Source organism: Photobacterium kishitanii, assembly GCF_000613045.3.
GTDB classification, from domain to species: domain Bacteria; phylum Pseudomonadota; class Gammaproteobacteria; order Enterobacterales; family Vibrionaceae; genus Photobacterium; species Photobacterium kishitanii.
The window spans coordinates 2,837,878-2,857,672 of the sequence record NZ_LN794352.1; the positions used below are offsets into that span (position 1 = coordinate 2,837,878).

16 protein-coding genes and 1 other annotated feature are annotated in these 19,795 nt (G+C 39.4%); of the genes, 7 read left to right on the forward strand and 9 right to left on the reverse strand.

The genetic code is table 11. The features are described from left to right. Positions 1–229: 229 nt before the first annotated feature. Together PPBDW_RS13230 and srmB are read left to right on the forward strand one after the other, a co-directional pair. A complete protein-coding gene (locus tag PPBDW_RS13230) occupies positions 230–940 on the forward strand; it encodes a tRNA1(Val) (adenine(37)-N6)-methyltransferase (RefSeq protein ID WP_036796025.1) in 711 nt (236 codons plus the stop codon). A 195-nt stretch (positions 941–1,135) separates the two neighbouring features. Further along, a complete protein-coding gene (gene srmB / locus PPBDW_RS13235) occupies positions 1,136–2,386 on the forward strand; it encodes an ATP-dependent RNA helicase SrmB (RefSeq protein ID WP_036796026.1) in 1,251 nt (416 codons plus the stop codon). An 84-nt stretch (positions 2,387–2,470) separates the two neighbouring features. Here the strand turns inward: srmB and yaaA are convergent, their stop codons facing one another. Further along, positions 2,471–3,244 (reverse strand): peroxide stress protein YaaA, encoded by a 774-nt coding sequence (yaaA, locus tag PPBDW_RS13240; RefSeq protein ID WP_036796027.1) that lies wholly within the window; start codon positions 3,242–3,244, stop codon positions 2,471–2,473. A 109-nt stretch (positions 3,245–3,353) separates the two neighbouring features. Then, a complete protein-coding gene (locus PPBDW_RS13245) occupies positions 3,354–4,805 on the reverse strand; it encodes an alanine/glycine:cation symporter family protein (RefSeq protein ID WP_036796028.1) in 1,452 nt (483 codons plus the stop codon). Positions 4,806–5,306: 501 nt separating this feature from the next. On the opposite strand from PPBDW_RS13245, the gene PPBDW_RS13250 reads away from it, so the two are divergent. Beyond that, entirely contained in the window at positions 5,307–5,489 is a 183-nt protein-coding gene (locus tag PPBDW_RS13250; RefSeq protein WP_036796029.1) for a DUF3545 family protein, read from the forward strand. Positions 5,490–5,558: 69 nt separating this feature from the next. Here PPBDW_RS13250 and ung read toward each other — a convergent pair whose 3' ends face one another. Next, the gene (gene ung, locus PPBDW_RS13255; protein ID WP_036796030.1) at positions 5,559–6,221 is read right to left on the reverse strand and encodes a uracil-DNA glycosylase; all 663 of its coding nucleotides are present in this window, start codon (positions 6,219–6,221) and stop codon (positions 5,559–5,561) included. Continuing rightward, positions 6,222–7,073 carry a deoxyribonuclease IV gene (nfo, locus tag PPBDW_RS13260; protein WP_036796031.1) on the reverse strand — a complete coding sequence of 284 codons (852 nt, stop codon included), beginning with the start codon at positions 7,071–7,073 and terminating at the stop codon, positions 6,222–6,224. Between the two features lie 362 nt (positions 7,074–7,435). Here nfo and grcA point away from each other — a divergent pair, with 362 nt between their 5' ends. Beyond that, on the forward strand, positions 7,436–7,813 hold the full coding sequence (gene grcA, locus PPBDW_RS13265; RefSeq protein WP_036796032.1) for an autonomous glycyl radical cofactor GrcA: 378 nt from the start codon (positions 7,436–7,438) through the stop codon (positions 7,811–7,813). A gap of 99 nt (positions 7,814–7,912) precedes the next feature. Here grcA and thrC read toward each other — a convergent pair whose 3' ends face one another. The 3 genes from thrC to thrA are packed head-to-tail and all read right to left on the reverse strand — an operon-like array spanning position 7,913 to position 12,625. Continuing rightward, complete coding sequence (thrC, locus tag PPBDW_RS13270; protein WP_036796033.1) at positions 7,913–9,205, reverse strand: threonine synthase; 1,293 nt, start codon at positions 9,203–9,205, stop codon at positions 7,913–7,915. Positions 9,206–9,207: 2 nt separating this feature from the next. After that, positions 9,208–10,164, reverse strand: coding sequence for a homoserine kinase (thrB, locus tag PPBDW_RS13275; protein ID WP_036796034.1), 957 nt, complete (start codon positions 10,162–10,164; stop codon positions 9,208–9,210). A 1-nt stretch (position 10,165) separates the two neighbouring features. Continuing rightward, complete coding sequence (gene thrA / locus PPBDW_RS13280) at positions 10,166–12,625, reverse strand: bifunctional aspartate kinase/homoserine dehydrogenase I (protein ID WP_036796035.1); 2,460 nt, start codon at positions 12,623–12,625, stop codon at positions 10,166–10,168. Positions 12,626–12,698: 73 nt separating this feature from the next. After that, positions 12,699–12,817: a sequence feature (Thr leader region), on the reverse strand. Positions 12,818–13,055: 238 nt separating this feature from the next. Here thrA and aceK point away from each other — a divergent pair. Beyond that, positions 13,056–14,783 carry a bifunctional isocitrate dehydrogenase kinase/phosphatase gene (gene aceK / locus PPBDW_RS13285; protein ID WP_036796037.1) on the forward strand — a complete coding sequence of 576 codons (1,728 nt, stop codon included), beginning with the start codon at positions 13,056–13,058 and terminating at the stop codon, positions 14,781–14,783. Between the two features lie 156 nt (positions 14,784–14,939). Beyond that, positions 14,940–15,419 carry a hypothetical protein gene (locus PPBDW_RS13290; protein ID WP_036796039.1) on the forward strand — a complete coding sequence of 160 codons (480 nt, stop codon included), beginning with the start codon at positions 14,940–14,942 and terminating at the stop codon, positions 15,417–15,419. On the opposite strand, the gene PPBDW_RS13295 is transcribed toward PPBDW_RS13290, so the two are convergent. After that, positions 15,402–15,905 (reverse strand): putative 4-hydroxy-4-methyl-2-oxoglutarate aldolase, encoded by a 504-nt coding sequence (locus PPBDW_RS13295; RefSeq protein WP_036796040.1) that lies wholly within the window; start codon positions 15,903–15,905, stop codon positions 15,402–15,404. The genes PPBDW_RS13290 and PPBDW_RS13295 overlap by 18 nt on opposite strands. A gap of 610 nt (positions 15,906–16,515) precedes the next feature. Between PPBDW_RS13295 and arcA the strand changes: the two genes are divergently transcribed. Continuing rightward, entirely contained in the window at positions 16,516–17,235 is a 720-nt protein-coding gene (arcA, locus tag PPBDW_RS13300) for a two-component system response regulator ArcA (RefSeq protein ID WP_036796042.1), read from the forward strand. 64 nt (positions 17,236–17,299) lie between these two features. Here the strand turns inward: arcA and arcB are convergent, their stop codons facing one another. Beyond that, complete coding sequence (arcB, locus tag PPBDW_RS13305) at positions 17,300–19,663, reverse strand: aerobic respiration two-component sensor histidine kinase ArcB (RefSeq protein WP_036796044.1); 2,364 nt, start codon at positions 19,661–19,663, stop codon at positions 17,300–17,302. Between the last annotated feature and the right edge of the window lie 132 nt (positions 19,664–19,795).

Consider the following 19,795-nt stretch of genomic DNA (forward strand, 5'->3'; position numbering starts at 1 on the left):
TAAGCCGAAATTAACAACCATAGATAAACACGAAAACAGAATAAAATACCAAAATAAATCAAAAACACCATACTTACAAAAAAGTTATAACATCTATTTAACACCGTTTGAGTCGAGTTTTATCAATACACTATTCTCAATCATCACTTTGATTATATAACCGACGTTTTATATGCTTTTGTGCATTTAACAAACCTAAATACCGCTTCAACGACCAAGGAAAACAATAATGAGTCGCAGCTTTAGCTTTAAAAAATTTACAATCAATGATCATGGCTGCGGCATGCCAATCAGTACTGATGGAGTATTATTAGGCGCATGGGCAACGTTACCGCAACAAGGGCATATTGTTGATATTGGTACAGGTAGTGGCTTATTAGCATTAATGGCTGCACAGCGTACACAAGCGACAACGATTACTGCCATTGAATTAGATTCAACAGCAGCAACCGCAGCGACAGCTAACTTCGAATCATCGCCTTGGCGGCCACGATTACAATGCGTTGAAGATGACATTACTAATTGGTATCAGCGTATTCCACCAGCCAGCATTAATGGTATTATTTGTAATCCCCCTTATTTTAACGCTGGCCAACAAGCACAACAGCAACATCGCGCCACCGCACGCCATACAGATACTTTTAGCCACCAACAATTGCTCGCGACTATCAGTCATTTATTAACTACAGATGGAAGTGCTAACATCATCTTACCGACTTACGAAGGCCAGCAACTAATTACTCAAGCACAAGCTTACGGGTTATACTGTCATCGCCGTTGTGATGTTCGCACCACTGAACATAAACCTATAATGCGCACATTGATCCAATTAACTAAAAATTGTTCTGTTACTGAACAACAACAACTTTGCATTCATACTGGCAATGGTTATTCCACTGATTTTATTACACTTACTAAAGATTTTTACTTAAAAATGTAATCTGTAGCAGCATAAAACAGAGTTAAGTAACAATGAATATTGATCATTAACTGAAGTTTTTATGTTTTAATCGGTGTTACTTACGCTAAGAGTGGCTATAATGCCGCCCCTTAATATAAATACCCATGGTCTGGTTACGCTTAAACAGCACAGTGACGAGAGCATATTTAGCATTTGTCTTGGGAGAGATAACTGGTGAAAGACTTTTCCGAATTAGAGTTAGATAGCGAGCTATTACGAGCGATTGACGAGATCGGCTATAGCCGCCCAACCGTAGTTCAAGCGCAGGCTATCCCTCACGCCCTTGACGGTAAAGATGTCATGGCTTCTGCACCAACAGGGACCGGAAAAACAGCCGCGTTTTTACTGCCAATGATTCAACACTTGCAAGATTTCCCACGCAAAAAGCCGGGGCCTGCACGTGTACTAATCTTAACCCCTACGCGTGAATTAGCAATTCAAGTTGCTGAACATGCGCGTGCACTTTCTAAGTACACTAACTTAAAAGTATTTACCATTACTGGTGGTATCTCTTACGATGAGCACGCTGAGCTACTTGGCAAAACGCAAGATATCGTAGTCGCAACACCTGGCCGTTTAATGGAATACATTGAGTCTGAGAAATTTGATTGCCGTGCAATTGAATGTCTTATTCTTGATGAAGCAGACCGTATGTTGGATATGGGCTTTGGTAAAATCGTTGAGCGCATCAACCATGAATGTCGCTGGCGTCGTCAGAGTTTATTATTCTCAGCAACCTTAGAAGGCAAAGGCGTACGTGAGTTCTCAGAAACCATTCTGAATGAACCACTTGAAGTTAACGCTGATCCATCTCGTCGCGAACGTAAAAAGATTCAACAGATGTACCTTCGTTGTGACAACATGAATCACAAGCTTGCTCTGTTAGAAAACATCATTAAAGATCAAGCTGAACGCACAATTATCTTTGTAAAAACACGTGAGCGCCTAGGTACTCTTCGCGGCCAATTGGACGCAATGGGCATCCCTTGTAATTGGATTCAAGGTGAAATGGCGCAGGCTGCACGTACTAATATGATCAACCGTTTTCGTGATGGTGTGGTAAACGTATTAATTGCCACAGACGTTGCGGCACGCGGTATTGATTTACCAGATGTAAGTCATGTTATTAACTTTGATCTACCACGCACAGCTGAAGTTTATGTGCACCGTATTGGTCGAACTGCTCGTGCTGGTAAAAAAGGGACTGCAATCGCATTAGTTGAAGCGCATGACCAAGGCATGATCGAACGTATTAGCCGTTACATGAAAGAAGAAGTGCAAGAGCGCTTTATTCATGGTCTTCGTCCACAGACTAAGAAGCCTAGTACTGCAAAGAAAAAGAAAAAAGTTGATAAGAAAGTAAAAGACGCGAAAGCGAAAAAGAAGATCAAACAAGCGGCTAAAAAAAGCCAAGCTAAGTCATAGTATTTTCTTTTAAAATACAGATAAACAACAAGGCCAACGTTGATTCGTTGGCCTTTTTTTAGGATAAAATTTATTATTGGTTAATTATTGCTGTTCACGTTTAAACACTAATTCTGTCGCTGTTGACTCTGCAGCAACAAAATAATAGCCTGCACTATCAAACTGCTGTAATTGAGCAATCGTCGTTAATTGGTTATCAAGAATATAACGCGCCATCATTCCACGCGCTCTTTTGGCGTAGAAGCTAATAACTTTATAAGTTCCATTTTTACAATCTTTAAAAATAGGGGTAATTAATTGAGCTTGCAGTTGCTTGGGCTTAACCGCTTTAAAATATTCATTTGATGCTAAATTGACCACAATATCATCACCTTGCTCAGCAACAGCCGCATTGAGCTTATCGGTCACAATATCCCCCCAAAATTGATACAAATTACTCCCTCTAGGATTGGATAATCGCGTCCCCATTTCTAACCGGTAAGGTTGCATCAGATCAAGTGGACGTAATACGCCATATAACCCAGACAGCATCCGTAAATGTTGCTGCGTATAAGCAAACTGAGCTTCAGTCATGGTCTCAGCCGCTAAACCAGTATAAACATCACCTTTAAATGCCAAAATTGCCTGACGAGCATTATCAACTGTAAATTCTGGCTGCCACTCGGCAAACCGAGCTGCATTTAATCCGGCAATTTTATCACTGACCTTCATTAAGCTCGCAATATCCATTGGTGTAAGCTCACGACAGACATCAATCAATTCTGCAGAATGCTGTGTAAGCTCAGGTAAAGTAAACGTTGTTGTCGCTAATGGCGATGTATAATCTAACGTTTTTGCTGGTGATACCACGATTAACATAAGGCTTTTTTCCTTTAAAGTCTGACGGATTTAGACTACCACTATCACTAAAAAAAACCACGTACAACCACGGTGATTATTTCTATTTTATTAATAGGTATAACGACAACTAACGTAATCTAGATGTCGCTGACGACGTTGATGATTGATCCCAAATTCCGTCTTCAAGTTGAGCATGTAATTCAGGATAATCTTGACTATTAAATGTCGGTACCTTCCCTAATGCTAACTGCTGATTATAATCGAGTGCCAACTTAACCACAGTCCCCGAAAGCAAGACTATTGCGGATAAATTAATCATTGCCATCATGCCCATCGAAATATCGGCCATTGCCCACACCGTCGGTAAATCTGCCAGCGCACCAAACATCACCATGCATAGCACCACCATTCGAAACACATTTAGTCCAACTTTATGGTTATGCTCGAGAAATATTAGATTCGTTTCAGCATAAGAGTAATTGGCTACTAACGAAGTAAATGAAAAGAAGAAAATAGCAACCGCTATAAAAATTGCTCCCCAATCACCAACTTGTGAACTTAATGCTTTTTGAGTTAATTCAATCCCAGTAATATTACTGTGTGGCTCATATTCGCCAGACATTAAAATAATTGCGACGGTTGCAGAACAAATAACAATGGTGTCCATAAACACCCCCAGCATTTGTACATAACCTTGTGAAGCAGGATGGGGTGGATAAGGCGTTGCTGATGCCGCTGCATTAGGTGCAGATCCCATACCGGCTTCATTAGAAAACAAACCACGCTTTAAGCCATTAATCATTCCTTGAGCAATGGTATAACCTAACGCGCCTGATGCCGCTTCTTCAAAGCCAAATGCACTGCGGAAAATAAGCATTAAAATATGTGGTAACTGTTCAATATTGCTCAGCATAATAAATAATGCTAATGCGAGATAACATAATGCCATTGTGGGTACCAATATTTCTGCCGTACGCGCAATCGTTCGCATACCACCAAAAATAATGACGCCCGTTAACACCACTAATCCAAACCCAACATACAGAGGTTGCCACCCAAAAGCGACATGGGTCGCTTGAGTAATAGAATTTGCTTGTACTGCATTAAAGACTAACCCAAATGCAATGATCAGGAAGATAGAAAACATCACTCCCATCCAGCGCATACCTAAACCGCGCTCCATATAATAAGCGGGACCACCACGATAATTACCATCATCATCACGGGTTTTATACAATTGCGCTAGTGCGCTTTCTGCAAAAGCGGTTGCCATACCCAACATGGCAATCAGCCACATCCAAAAAATAGCACCAGGACCACCAAGCGTTAATGCTACAGCGACCCCAGCCATATTACCGGTACCCACTCTGGCGGCAAGACTAGTACATAGTGCCTGAAAAGATGAAATACCAGATGGATCTGATTTACGGCTATTCTTCATAACCGAAAACATATGTCTAAAATGACGAAACTGAATAAAATTGAGGCGATAGGTAAAATAAATGCCAATACCAATCAGCAAATATATCAATATCGATCCCCACAACAAATCGTTAATAAAATTAATTTGACTGGTCACATTAGTACCTTCACAGATCGATAGATAATGATATAAAGCCCCTACTAGCAAGTAATTAGCAAAATAAAAAGAACGTCTACGCTCATACCGATAATACGCTATAGGTATTCATCATAAATTATATAAAAATCAGCGTATAACTTCGGCAACGAAGTATAAAACCTTTCTGAAAAGAACAATTATGTAATTCTCAGAATCTTTACAATGTGTTACATAATCTACAAGCACAAATAATGACTGATTGTACCCCCTTTAATAATTGATAATTTTTCTATTATTTAAAGGCTGTTAACAAAACAGTACGAACAAAACAACAAAATCACTATTTAACACTAAAAATGGCTTATTTTTCATCAATTCATCACCAGTTGTGATGTTATCCACATAAATATTTCATCTTTTAGTAACAAATGAGAAACAGTTCAATTTTATTATGAAGCATTCTATGGTATTAAATAATCAGCTCGCTTACATCAAGCGAAAAGTAGGAATAGGTGCTTTATGGATAGCTTTGCATTCGACGACATGATGACAACGGATACTGTTTCTCGCCGCTCTCGCGCAAAACCTGAAAAAAGAAAGTGGCGTGAAATTGAGGCGTTAAAAGATCGTCAAAGACTACGTCGAGAACTACAAGATATGGATATGTGTGGTAGTTTTAATAGTAATGACTTTGATTTTTAAAAAATACTAAAAAACGGCCAGCATTTTTGCTGGCCGTTTTATACCTTCATAAGATATTGATAACAGAAATTATAATTGCCAATCAATCGGCGATTTATTCATTGCAGTTAATAAAGCATTAGTCTCGGAAAAATGCTTACATCCAAAGAAACCACGATAAGCAGACAATGGTGATGGATGTGCAGACGTTAATACATGATGTCGTTCAAGATCTATTTTTTTACCTTTTTTCTGAGCATGTGCCCCCCAAAGTAAGAAAATCACCCCTTCAGTATTATCATTAATGTATTCAATAGCGCGATCGGTAAAGGTTTCCCAACCAATCTTAGCGTGAGAATGAGCATTACCTTGTTCAACCGTTAATACGGTATTAAGTAAGAGTACCCCTTGCTCCGCCCATGGCTGTAAATAACCATGATCAGGAATAGTAAATCCGTTGATATCAGTAGCCAATTCTTTATACATATTAGCCAAAGATGGTGGTGTTTTTACGCCGGGTAATACAGAAAAACTAAGCCCATGAGCTTGCTTAGGTCCATGATAAGGATCTTGGCCTAAGATCACCACTTTCGTCGCCGTTAATGGCGTGCTTGTAAACGCATTAAATACATCTTTTTGAGGAGGAAAAACGGTTTTACCTACTGCGCGAGCAGCGACAACGGCTTGCTCTATCGCATCAAAATACGGTAGTTGCTGTTGCTGTTCGATAAAGGCTTGCCAGCTTGCTGTCATTTATTGTTCCTCTGGTGTAAAACTGCGTAACGTTGCTATTTCATGCTGCCAAATATCTGGATTAATGGTTTCTAATATCAAGGGGATATTATCAAAGCGATGATCTTGCATTAAAAACCGAAAACAATCCCAACCAATCGCCCCTTCTCCCAAGCTATGATGGCGATCTAAATGGCTACCTAAGCCACCTTTAGAATCATTTAAGTGCATCGCCCGCAAGTACTGCATTCCAACGATCTGATCAAATTCAGCAAAGCTAGATTCTGTCGCTTCCATCGAACGTAAATCATATCCAGCAGCAAAAGCATGGCAAGTATCAATACAAACACCAATACGTGATTTATCGTCAACTTGCGCAATAATTTCAGCCAAATGTTCAAAACGCCAACCTAAGTTAGATCCTTGACCGGCAGTATTCTCGATCACTGCAACGACATCATCAACTTGCTGATGCGCTAAATTAATTGATTCGGCAATCAGTTTTAAACACGCGGATTCTGAAATTTGCTTTAAGTGGCTACCAGGATGAAAATTTAATAAGTGTAATCCTAATTGCTGACAACGCTGCATCTCATCAATAAAAGCTAACCGTGATTTTTCTAATTTTTCCGTTTCCGGCGCACCTAAATTAATTAAATAAGAATCATGTGGCAAAATAGCACTCGCATCAAAACCTAACTGCTGACAACGACTCTTAAATGCCGTAATGGTATCAGCATCTAATGGCTTTGCTTGCCATTGGCGTTGATTCTTTGTGAACAATGCGAATGCAGTTGCACCAATAGCCTTAGCATTGACAGGGGCATTGAACACGCCGCCTGCCGCTGACACGTGTGCACCAATTAATTTCATAATCACCCTCAAAAATAACTACCAAGCAACACATTAGCAACACTAATGTTACTCGCATAATTTAACATAAAAACTCACCTATAGTGACAAAATATTCACTATAGGTATATATAAATACTATAAAATGTTGTTATTTTACAACAAAATAACATTCAACTTAAATTTTAAATTTTATATTTTTAGTTGATTCCCCCGTCAAATGCAGTTAGATTGACCTAGCTCAATAAAACAGCCTTATTATATTTAAGGTTTTTTGTAGTAACTTGATCTACATCAATACACAAAAGTGCATTGAAGGTTATATAATAGGTAGCTCAATACAAAAACGAATAAATTAACAACAATTTTCTTGGAGAAAAGTTATGATTACTGGTATTCAAATTACTAAAGCAGCAAACGATGATCTACTAAACTCAATCTGGATCCTAGATAGCGAGTCTAATGAAGCGCGTTGTGTTTGTGCACCTGGCAGCTACGACGCTGACCAAATTATCGCACAAGCAGATCTTGGTGACATTGAGTACCGTGAACTAGCTATCGAAGCACCAGCTAAAATTGAAGGTGGTCAACACCTAAACGTTAACGTTCTTAAGCGTGAAACGCTACTAGATGCTGCTGCACACCCAGAGAAATACCCACAGCTAACAATCCGTGTATCAGGTTACGCTGTTCGTTTCAACTCACTAACAACAGAACAACAGCAAGACGTTATCGCTCGTACTTTCACTAGCAGCCTATAATTTTTGGCGCAGTGTAAGTGTCTTGATTTGAGCAAGATGCTGTAATAAAAAAAGGAGCCTATGGCTCCTTTTTTGTATCATCATTTTACAGCTTTCATCTTATAATTTTGGTTGGACCGAATATAAAATCGCCTTAATCGCCGTAAAATCGTTATTCGCATCCAATGATAATAACGGCATAGCATTATGCTTAACGAGTGGCGCTGGTAACGCAATATCAGTCGCTAAAATATCATCAACCACATCTTTAAATTTAGCTGGGTGCGCGGTACATAAGAATAACCCCGTTTCACCTGCGACTAATTGTTGCTCAAGCACATTGTAAGCAATCGCACCATGAGGCTCACACAAATAACCATCAGCATACATCTGCTTTAATGTAACCGCAGTTTGCTGGTCATCTACTGCACCATAACCTAGCTCATTTAATCCCCACCCTTTAAGTTGACATAATTCTTCAATGCGCGGCCAATTATTAGGTTGGCTAACATCCATCGCATTAGAAATAGTGGCAACAGTAGCCTTAGGTGTCCACTCGCCGGTTTTCAAATAACGCGGAACGGTATCATTAACATTAGTTGCTGCAATAAAACGTTTAACAGGTAAACCTAATGATTTAGCCAATAACCCCGCGGTTAAATTACCAAAATTACCACTTGGTACTGAAATCACTAATTGCTCACGCTCAGCTTTTGATAGTTGAGAAACCGCTTCAAAGTAATAGCATATTTGCGCCATTAAACGACTAATATTAATTGAGTTTGCTGAATTTAAGCCAATATCTTTTCGTAACTCAGCATCATCAAATGCTTGCTTAACTAATGCCTGACAATCATCAAAAGTGCCATTAACCGCCACGGTAGTAATATTTTTGCCTAATGTACAAAATAACTTTTCTTGTAATGGGCTAATTTTACCTTTGGGGTACAAAATCACGACTTGAATATTGTCCATACCATAAAAAGCATGAGCGACCGCGGCGCCTGTATCACCAGAGGTTGCCGTTAAAATAGTAATCTTACCGTCATTATCAGTTACCGCGGCTAAAGATTGCGCCATAAAACGGCCACCAAAATCTTTAAAGGCTAATGTCGGCCCATGAAAAAGTTCTAACGCATATACGTCAGGTTTTACCGATTTAATCGGTGCTGGAAACTGAAATGCGCTATCAACCATTTGAGTCACAGTTTCATTGCTAAGCTCTTCACCAATAAATGCCGATAGAATCTTACTACTACGACTGACAAAATCCATCTCAAGCAAAGCATCAATATCACCCAGTTGTGGCAATTGAGCAGGAAAAAACAACCCTTGCTGACGACCTAAACCTTGGCGTACCGCTTGACCAAATGAGACTTGCTGTTGGTGTTCTTTAAGATTATATAACTTCATGGCTATAACTCACTCCCTGCGACTTTTGCGCCTTGTTTATCGAGCTGACAAACATGCACAAATCCTTGATCATTTTGGACATAATTATCGGTTAGCCATTTAGCTAACCGTTGTGCAACTTCAAGCTTGGTGCAAATACTAAACATTGTCGGCCCAGAACCTGAAATACCACTCGCAATTGCTCCTGCTTCTAGTGCATATTTTCGAGCTTGATTAAATTTAGGCAGTAATTTTTCGCGGTAAGGCTCAGCGACAACATCATGGATCATTTTAGCCGCCAGTAATGGCTGCTGTGAATGACAAGCATGAATAAAGCCACCAAGATAACGCCCGTGGGCAATAACATCTTGGCGACGATATTGAGCCGGTAAAATTGCTCGAGCTTCTGCTGTTGGCACTTTAATACCAGGGTAAGCCATCACCCAATACCAGTCGTCAAAACACGGCACTGATTGGCTGATAATGTCCATTTCTTGCACCATAAATTGCAACCCGCCCAGAAAACAAGGGGCAACATTATCGTAATGCACACTACCAGACACTTCACCTTCCATCTCTCCCATTAAAGCCAATAATTCATTACTGGTTAACGGCTGGTTATGGTATCGGTTCAAGGCATCGAGTGCAGCCACAATAGAACAAGCACTTGAACCTAAACCTGAACCAATCGGCATGTTTTTTTCTAACGTAACGGCAACTGGCAGTAATGTAATACCTTTATGATCGAGTTCACGCGCAAACACTTGCCAACAGCGATAAACAATATTGTCTTTGGCTTGTTGTGGCAACTTATCAACAAAAGCCCCCACACATTGCAAACTAAATGCCGCTGTACCAGCAACAACCTCAACCCTATCGCCTAATAAAGATCCATCGATTGGAGAGACAGCCGCACCTAAAACATCAAAACCAACACTAACATTACCAATCGAGGCTGGCGCATAAACAACAATACTCATGTTATATACCTCGCTTCCAACCTAAGGTACGCATCAGATCAGCAAACACACCAGCAGCTGTCACTTCTGTACCTGCACCATAACCACGTAATACCAATGGAATCGGCTGATAATAACGGCTATAGAATGCTAATGCGTTTTCGCCGTCTTTGATTTTAAACATTGGATCATCAGAGTTAACGGCCACAATTTTGACGTTGCAACTACCATTATCAATTTCACCAACATAGCGTAAGACTTTGCCTTCTTTTGTAGCTGCAGCAGCTAAGTCAGCGAAATACGCATCAGCTTGTGGCAACCGCGCCATAAACTCATCCACCGAGCCCGATGCATCAAAACCAGGTGGTAAGGCTTGTTCTACCACCACATCTTCAAGTTCTAATTCTAAACCGGCTTCACGAGCTAAAATCAGTAACTTACGTGCGACATCCATACCAGAAAGATCATCGCGCGCGTCAGGTTCAGTAAAGCCATTATTACGCGCAACAGTGGTCGCTTCACTGAAACTCATACCGTCATCTAACTTACCGAAAATATAAGAAAGAGATCCCGATAAAATACCAGAGAAACGCACTAACTCATCACCAGCAGCGAGTAAGTTTTGAAGATTTTCAATAACCGGTAGACCAGCACCAACGGTGGTATCATACATGAATTTACGATGACCAACCCGCGCAGCTTGGCGTAATTGTTGGTAATACGCCATGCTGGCAGTATTGGCTTTCTTATTGGGCGTAATAACATGGAAACCAGCTGCTAAGTAATCAGTATATTGCTCAGCAATGGCTTGATCAGAAGTACAATCAATAATAACAGGATTAATAATATGATTATGGCGTACTAATTCAACCATACGTTGTAATTGCAGCGGCTCACTCACCGCTCCCATCAGATCGCGCCAGCTATCAAGTGCAAAACCATTACTTTCAAGTAATAGCCCTTTACTGTTCGCTATTCCACAGACACGAATCACAATCCCTTTTTGGGCAAGTTTTTGTTGTTGACGATGAATTTGATCGATCAACTCACCACCAACACCGCCGACACCGACAACAAATACATCTAATGTATGCTGACTATTAAATAAGTTTTCATGACAGGCTTTAACCGCTTCTGAGACTTTATTTTGTGGAATAACGGCTGAAATCGCACGCTCAGAAGAGCCTTGCGCAATCGCTACAATATTGACATCCACTTCAGCTAAAGCAGTGAAGAAACGTGATGCCACACCGTGTGAAGTTCGCATACCGTCACCGACTAAGGTCACAATTGATAAATCATTACTAAACTCAACGGGCTCAAGTAAGCCTTCTTTTAATTCCAATTCAAAACTAGCAATTAACGCTGCTTGTGCTGCGACTTTATCGACAGTTTCAATACAGAAACTAATGCTATACTCCGATGATGATTGAGTGATCAATACCACAGATACACCAGCGGTAGACATTGAACCAAACACGCGTGCCGCCATGCCTACCATGCCTTTCATTCCAGGGCCTGAAACATTGACCATGGTCAGATCTTTTAAGGTAGTAATACCTTTAATATCAAGCTGATCTTCGCCGGTATCTTGACCAATTAAGGTGCCAGCACCTTGGGGATTAAAACTATTTTTAATTAAGCAAGGAATGTGAAATTGAGCAATAGGTGCAATCGTTTTTGGATGCAATACCGAGGCACCAAAATAAGAGAGCTCCATCGCTTCTTGATAGCTTAATGATTTAAGTAAGCGGGCGTCGGGAACTAAACGCGGATCACAACTATAAACGCCGTCAACATCAGTCCAAATTTCACAACAATCAGCGCGTAAACAAGCCGCTAATACTGCAGCTGAATAATCAGAGCCATTGCGACCTAAAGTCACTAACTCGCCTTGACGATTACCGGCGGTAAAGCCCGGCATGATACAAACATGTCCCACTGGTAATGGATGATTAAGAAAGTTTTGCGTGGAAATTTCAATATCGACATGTGCCTCTAGATAATCACCTGCGGCATACAAATATTGTACAGGGTCAATCAAGCTTGCCGCTTGACCTTTAGCTTCTAATAACGATTGCATCGCCACAATCGATAAACGCTCACCTTTACTGATTATCTTGGCATAAACATTATCAGGACATAATCCTAATAATCGGATCCCATGTACATATTGTTGTAATTGCTCAATGGTTGACGCTAGCTTAGCCGTTAATGATTGCTGAGCAAAAAGAGGTTCAAGTGTTTTAAGGCCAGTAAAGAGATCATTAAATACCGCCTCTAATGTCGCTATTTGTTGAGTAGCAATGCCTGTTGCTACTGCATTATCGATCACTTCTACTAAATTATTCGTGACTTTACCTGGTGCCGATAACACCACAGCGACATCACCCTGTTTAGCATTACTGGCAATAATATCTGCTGCTCTTAAAAATCGTTCTGCATCTGCTAATGACGAACCGCCAAATTTAAATACTCGCATTCCCTACTCCCGAGTGACTATCCTGAACTACTTGCCGTAAGCAAATATTACTCAACACTGATGAATTTAAATTGAAAAAAAAGCCCGCAGCTCTTTATAAGTTGCGGGCTTGTTGTAATTCTTGTGCATATCAGCCCGCACCAACACCAGTAATGTTAATGGTAATAATCATGGTTGTGGTGATAGTGATACGGGATATATTTGCCATTGTTGCAATTACTCTTTCACATACTGTTACCTTACGATTACATGAATAGTAATATAGAGTCAATAAAGTTTTTACAATTATCACACAATGGATACCTTACATTGATACGCAACACCATTCATTTTAACGCTTAAAAAAACAACAATAATATTTGCAGTCCTCTAGAGAGCATTGCATAGTAATAAATAGCAGGGATAAAATTATCATCATAAGGACAAACCGATGAGTGCAGCGATGGAGTCACTGATAGCACATACTATTTTACAAGGCTCTGATGCCATGTTTGGCCGCTTTCTTGACGTAACAGCCGAAGCACAGCAACGATTTGAACACCAACAATGGGCTCTGGTTCACCAAGCATTAAAAACGCGAATTAGTTTTTACGATCATCATGTTGAATTGGTCACCAATCAAATTCAAATTATGCTCGGTGGTCATTATGCTAATCAGATCTGCCTTACCGCCGTAAAGCATGCTTATCAAAATTTATTGGTTGATTACCCGCGTTATGATATTGCAGAAAGTTTTTTTAACTCTGTGTATTGCCGTATTTTCAAACACCGTAATATTAACCGTGATAATATTTTTGTTCACAGCTCACAACAGCACCGTATTCCAACCTACCCCAGCACATTAACTCGCCATTATCGAGTGCAAACGACCATTGCAGCAATGATAGAAAGAATGCTTGATGATCAACCATTTACATTAGATTGGAATGATAAAAAACGGGATGTGGAATTATTAGTAGCTCATTTACAGACTGAGCTCGGTGATAATCTTGATCAACAACTAACCTTAGAACAAATTCGCGAACCTTTTTATCGTAACAAAGCCGCTTATCTGGTCGGGAAACTTACCTTTTCAAATGGTAAATCCTTACCTTTAGTGCTACCAATCCTCAATCATAACGGCCAACTATTACTGGATGCGGGTATCTGTAACGTCAATGACGTCAGTGTTATTTTTGGATTTGCCCGCTCTTATTTTATGGTTTATAGCCCAGCACCAGCAGCCTTAGTGCGATTTTTAGCACAACTGTTACCAAATAAAAATTTTGCCGAACTCTATACTGCTATCGGTTGCCAAAAACACGGTAAAACAGAATTTTATCGTCAGTTTTTAGATCATTTAGAACACTCAGACGATAAATTCATTATTGCTCCAGGCATCAAAGGCATGGTGATGTCAGTATTTACATTACCTTCATATGATTTTGTTTTTAAAATTATTAAAGATAAATTCGCCCCTCAAAAAGATATCAGTCACCAAACGGTTAAACAAAAATATCAACTGGTAAAAGAACATGATCGGGTCGGTAGAATGGCTGATACCCAAGAATACCGCCACTTCAGTTTTCCGCGGCAACGCTTTAGCGATGAACTCATTAATGAACTACTCACGATTGCCCCATCAATTGTCTCTGTTACCGCCGATCACGTGATTATTGAACATTTATATATGGAACGACGGATGATTCCGTTAAATATTTATATTGAAACAGCCACCGACACTGACTTACGCCACGCGGTTAACGAATATGGTAACGCTATTAAACAATTAGCTGCTGCCAATATATTTCCAGGAGATATGCTATTTAAGAACTTTGGGGTTACACGCCACAAACGGGTAGTATTTTATGATTATGATGAAATTAGCTATATGAGTGAAATGAATTTTCGTACCATCCCTGCAGCACGTTATCCTGAAGATGAAATGGCGGCGGAACCTTGGTATAGCGTTGGGGTTAATGATGTTTTTCCAGAAGAGTTTCGTACATTTTTACTGATTAATCCCAAGGTAAGAATATTATTTAATGAGTTACATCAAGATCTGTTTGAGGCCAACTATTGGCAGCATTTACAAAACAATATTAGTCAAGAACTGTACCCTGATGTTTTTCCTTATCAATCTCGGCACCGATTACATCATAATACTAATAAAAAATAAGCGTATTGAAGCTTGCAACACATTGTAACGTGAGTGTTAAATTGTAGTAACACTCACGCATTATGCAGCCAAGTTAATATTTATCATTTATAACACTTACTAACTACGCGATATGGCCTACTATTTAGAATAATATCGACATAATAGGGAGTAAGTATGATCAAATATTATTTAAGTATTGTGGGATTGCTTACTTTTTTAATCACACCAACAATGACACAAGCAGCGGCAAGCATTGAAACTAATCTTACTTATAATGGCGGTAAGAAATTAACATCAGGATGGTTTTTATCATCACAGTCACGGCAACAACAAAGTTTTGATGTATGGCAAATTGACAGTGGTTACGCTTACTCTGTCACTGATAATACTCAACTTTATGTCAGTACCCATCTTACAAGCGGTACCGATTCTCAATCGGCATCAAATGGCTTAACCTCTGGGGTCAAATATGCAGTATCGCCACGAATCAGTATTAATAGTGCCATTACTTCAGAAACGATTAATAGTCACACCACAGTAGGACTAGAGTTCAGTAGTCAATATGATGTATCACAAAAAGTGAATGTACGCGCCACTGTCGACTATGCAGAACTAGAACAAATCATTGAACTTGGTTTAGGATTCAGTTTTTAATACGCTAAAATCTAATGCTGTGCTGGATAAAATAACCCCATTTAAATCCGCATAAATATAATCATTTGGATAAACGAGGGTTTCTGCAATATTTAACACCACATTTTTTTCTCCCATTTGACGTTTATCGGTTTTAATCGGGCACGCAGCTAATGCTTTTATACCTAATGGTAATTGTGCCAATGTTGCGACATCTCGAATTGCACCATTAACGATAATACCCTGCCAATTATTTCTTACCGCTAATAAAGCCAGTTGATCGCCTAATAAGGCGCGTCGACAACTACCATGGCCGTCAATAAACAGCACCTTACCGTCACCAGCAGTCGATAATATATTGCGCACTAAACTGTTATCTTCAAAACAGCGTAATGTTACGATTTGCCCCCAAAATGGCGCATTATGACCATAATTAAATAAAGTTAACGGTAAAAAACGAATATCTTGCGCATAGTAATCACATAAATCTGGTAATAAATCCTTCATTAGCCTTTCCCTATCACGATAAAACAAACAAAAACAGACAAAATTGACCGTATTTCTTAACAACAATCACAATATTGATTTATGAAATCTTTTTTACTCAAATACATCATCCTTAATGAGTGCCAACCCTAACTGATACTGTTACAATCTTTAGATAAAGATGAACTATATGTTGTGTTTTTTATTATCATTAAGCTTAAATATTAGTCAATGGTATTGAGTTTTGTATATTATGATTACTATCATGACACTTTTTATCTACCCAGATATAAAAGTTAACCAAACTCGGAAACATAACAATTATTCATCTCACTGTTTGATATAAATCAACAAATATATAAATAATCGGCATCAAATAAGCTCACCACATTGTTAGCGAGCTGTTAAGTGAATACAATTGTCGCATTATCAGGGAGATTGTAGCCAGCACCCCAAGTTTTATGGGGGATTTCAACACCAATAGGATGTTGAATGAAAGGATGGTGTACCACGTAGGTTGTAATAATAAAGTGTTTATTTCAAACATTTTGCCTATATGTGAATTTTTTTTATAGAATTTAACTATTCTGTGGTTAACCAGATTTAGTTTCTGATATTAGGTACTGCCAAAATGCAAACCCCTCACATTCTGATTGTAGAAGACGAGCACGTAACACGTAACACCCTGAAAAGTATTTTTGAAGCAGAGGGTTATACTGTATTCGAAGCAAATGATGGCGCAGAAATGCACCAGATGCTTTCTGAAAACCCTGTGCATCTAGTTATCATGGATATTAACCTTCCAGGTAAAAACGGCCTACTACTTGCTCGCGAACTTCGTGAACAAGGTGATATGGCACTGATGTTCTTAACTGGTCGTGATAACGAAGTTGATAAGATTTTAGGTCTTGAAATTGGTGCTGATGACTACATCACAAAACCATTCAACCCTCGTGAATTAACTATTCGCGCACGTAACCTATTAACTCGCGCTATGAACCAAGGTCTTCCAACTGAAGATAAGAAATTGGTTGAGCGTTACGAGTTCAATGGTTGGTCGTTAGAAATCAATAGCCGTTCTTTAGTAAGCCCAAGTGGCGAACAATTCAAGCTACCACGTTCTGAATTCCGTGCGTTACTGCACTTCTGCGAGAACCCAGGTAAGATTCAAACTCGTGCTGATTTACTAAAGAAAATGACTGGCCGTGAACTTAAGCCTCATGATCGTACAGTTGATGTAACTATCCGTCGCATCCGTAAGCATTTTGAATCAGTTGCAGATACTCCAGAGATCATCGCAACTATTCACGGTGAAGGTTACCGCTTTTGTGGTGACTTAGGCGAAGAGTAATTTCTTCTCCAATTAAACAGTGAACTAAAGAGGCGACCATGATGGTCGCCTTTTTTATTACACTTTATTGTTGCTTCAACCACGTTTTGAGCACATTAATATCATTTTGGTAGCTATATTTTATTTCATCAACCCAGTCATTAATATTTTCCCACCACGCAGGTAATTCTGGCGATTGGGCTTTTTGGGCAATTTGCTGAATATGTTTAAGACCAATAGATCCTGCAGCACCTTTTATTTTATGGGCTTCAAACTTAATTCCGTCTTGATCCTTCGCTGTCATATTCGAGTCTAAAATAGCCAAATAATCAGGCATCATCTTCTCAAACATCTCAATGCTGGTGTATACCGGTGCTGTTCCAACAATCTCAACATATGATGTCAACATCTCTAAATCTAATAACGTATCAATGACATTGCCATTCGTTAACTCAATATTATCAACATCATTATCAATTAAGTCCGGCTGTTGTAGCTCATGACTGCAGCTTAAAACAAGATTATCAATAACACTGGTAATCGCTGTAACCGTCAACGGTTTATTCAATACCTCATCCATACCTTTATCAAAATACTCTGTTTTATCGTTAACCACATTTGCAGTTAGTGCGACTAAAGCAGGTAGATCTTGGTATTGTTGGCGTAACTGTTGGGCAATATCAAACCCAGTCATATCTGGTAGCTGAATATCCAATAACACTAAATCATAATCTTCAGGTTTAAACATTGCTAACGCTTGATCACCACGCATTGCCACCGTAACTTCATGCCCTAAACGCTCAAGTAATGATTTGGCGACGACAATATTAAGTTCGATATCTTCTACCATGAAAATACTTAAGCCTGTAAGCTCAGGTTTCACCTCTGTCACAATTTCGTCGGCAATGATACCTTCCACGAGCGGCACGCGAATTTTAACCGTAAAAGTACTCCCTTCTCCAACTTCAGAATCGACCGTAATATTACCACCCATCAATTGAATTAATTGTTGTGAAACGGCCAAGCCAATCCCGGTTCCTACAGCATGTAAATTATCATTACCCTGTTGGACTTGATAATACATTGCAAAGATATTCTCTATTTCAGCTTTAGGAATGCCGATACCACTATCTTCAACTTCAAAAATAATATCTGCATCATGCTCATGGATTTCACTACTGACAGATAACACCACCCCGCCTTGTTTGGTAAATTTGGTCGCATTGCCAATCAAATTCCATAACACTTGGCGCAGACGAGTACTATCTATTTCAATATTTTTCGGTAACTCTGTCAGGCACTCTAAATCAAACCGCAAACCTTTTTGCTCAGCCATCAATTGTGAGATATTACCAATATCATCAATAAATTCATGTAAATCTAAAGGCTGAGGAAGTAACTCTAAACGGCGACGATCTGATTTATCTAAGTCAATAATATCATTAAAAATATTACCTAATGTGATCGCACTAACATGGACGGTTCGTAGATAACCACGTTGCTCATCAGTGAGCTCTGTTTCTAATAACATTCGACTCAAGCCAACAATACCATTTAATGGCGTCCGTAATTCATGGCTAATAGTCGAAATAAACGCGGTTTTATCACTACTGGCTTTTTCTAGCGCATCTTCATATTTCTTACGTTCAGTAATATCACGCCCAAAGCCCATCAGCCCTAAACGTTTACCATTACGGTTATAAAGTGGCACTTTACGCAGTTCAAATAATGCTTTTTTTCCATTTGGGTAATCAAGCCACTGCTCATCGGTCATCGCGGTATTATCATCAAACAATTCTTGGTCAGTTTTGATAATCCGCTTGGCAACCTCTGCAGGATAAACATCCCATGGTGTTAACCCAACTAATTCTTTTTCACTTTTACCGACTAATTCAGCCATCGCAAGGTTACAACCGGAAAACTGATTATTCTCATTGCGGTAGTAAATTAAATCAGGAGATGCATCTAAAAACGATTTTAATAACGCACTCTTTTCAGCAACAGCCAATTGAGCGTTCTCGCGCTGATAAACCTCATTTTCTAAATCTTGCATCGCTTCTTCGCGGGCTTCTTCCGCTTTTTCACGCTCTTCAATTTCAGAATTTAAACGCGAGATATTCGCTTGTAACTGCTGGTTTAGCTCCATGTCACGGGCACGCATTTGCTCTAGTTTGGTGACTAACTTAGATAAGCGCTGACGAGAGTCTTCTAATTGATCAACCACAACCGACAGGAAATACACCGCCCAAGGCGTAATAAATAAACCAAACGTGACTGAACGAATAATTTCAATATCACGCATAGACCCTTGCAATAAAAGAGTGACACTAATTTGCACCACTAAAGCCAACGCGACTAATGCGACTGCCAATAATAAGCTAAAGCGGAAAATACCCAATTTAACTAAAAGGTCGACATAAAATTGGGCTAAAATTTTGATTTGTTTCATCAATGAATACCAATAAAAAATCTCGCCACCATGGCGAATACAACTGTTTATAATAATCGCTCTCGTGGCTAGTACCTAAACGAAAGCTGTAAAGTTTTATTGCGGCACACAAAAAAGCCTACTTAACGTAGG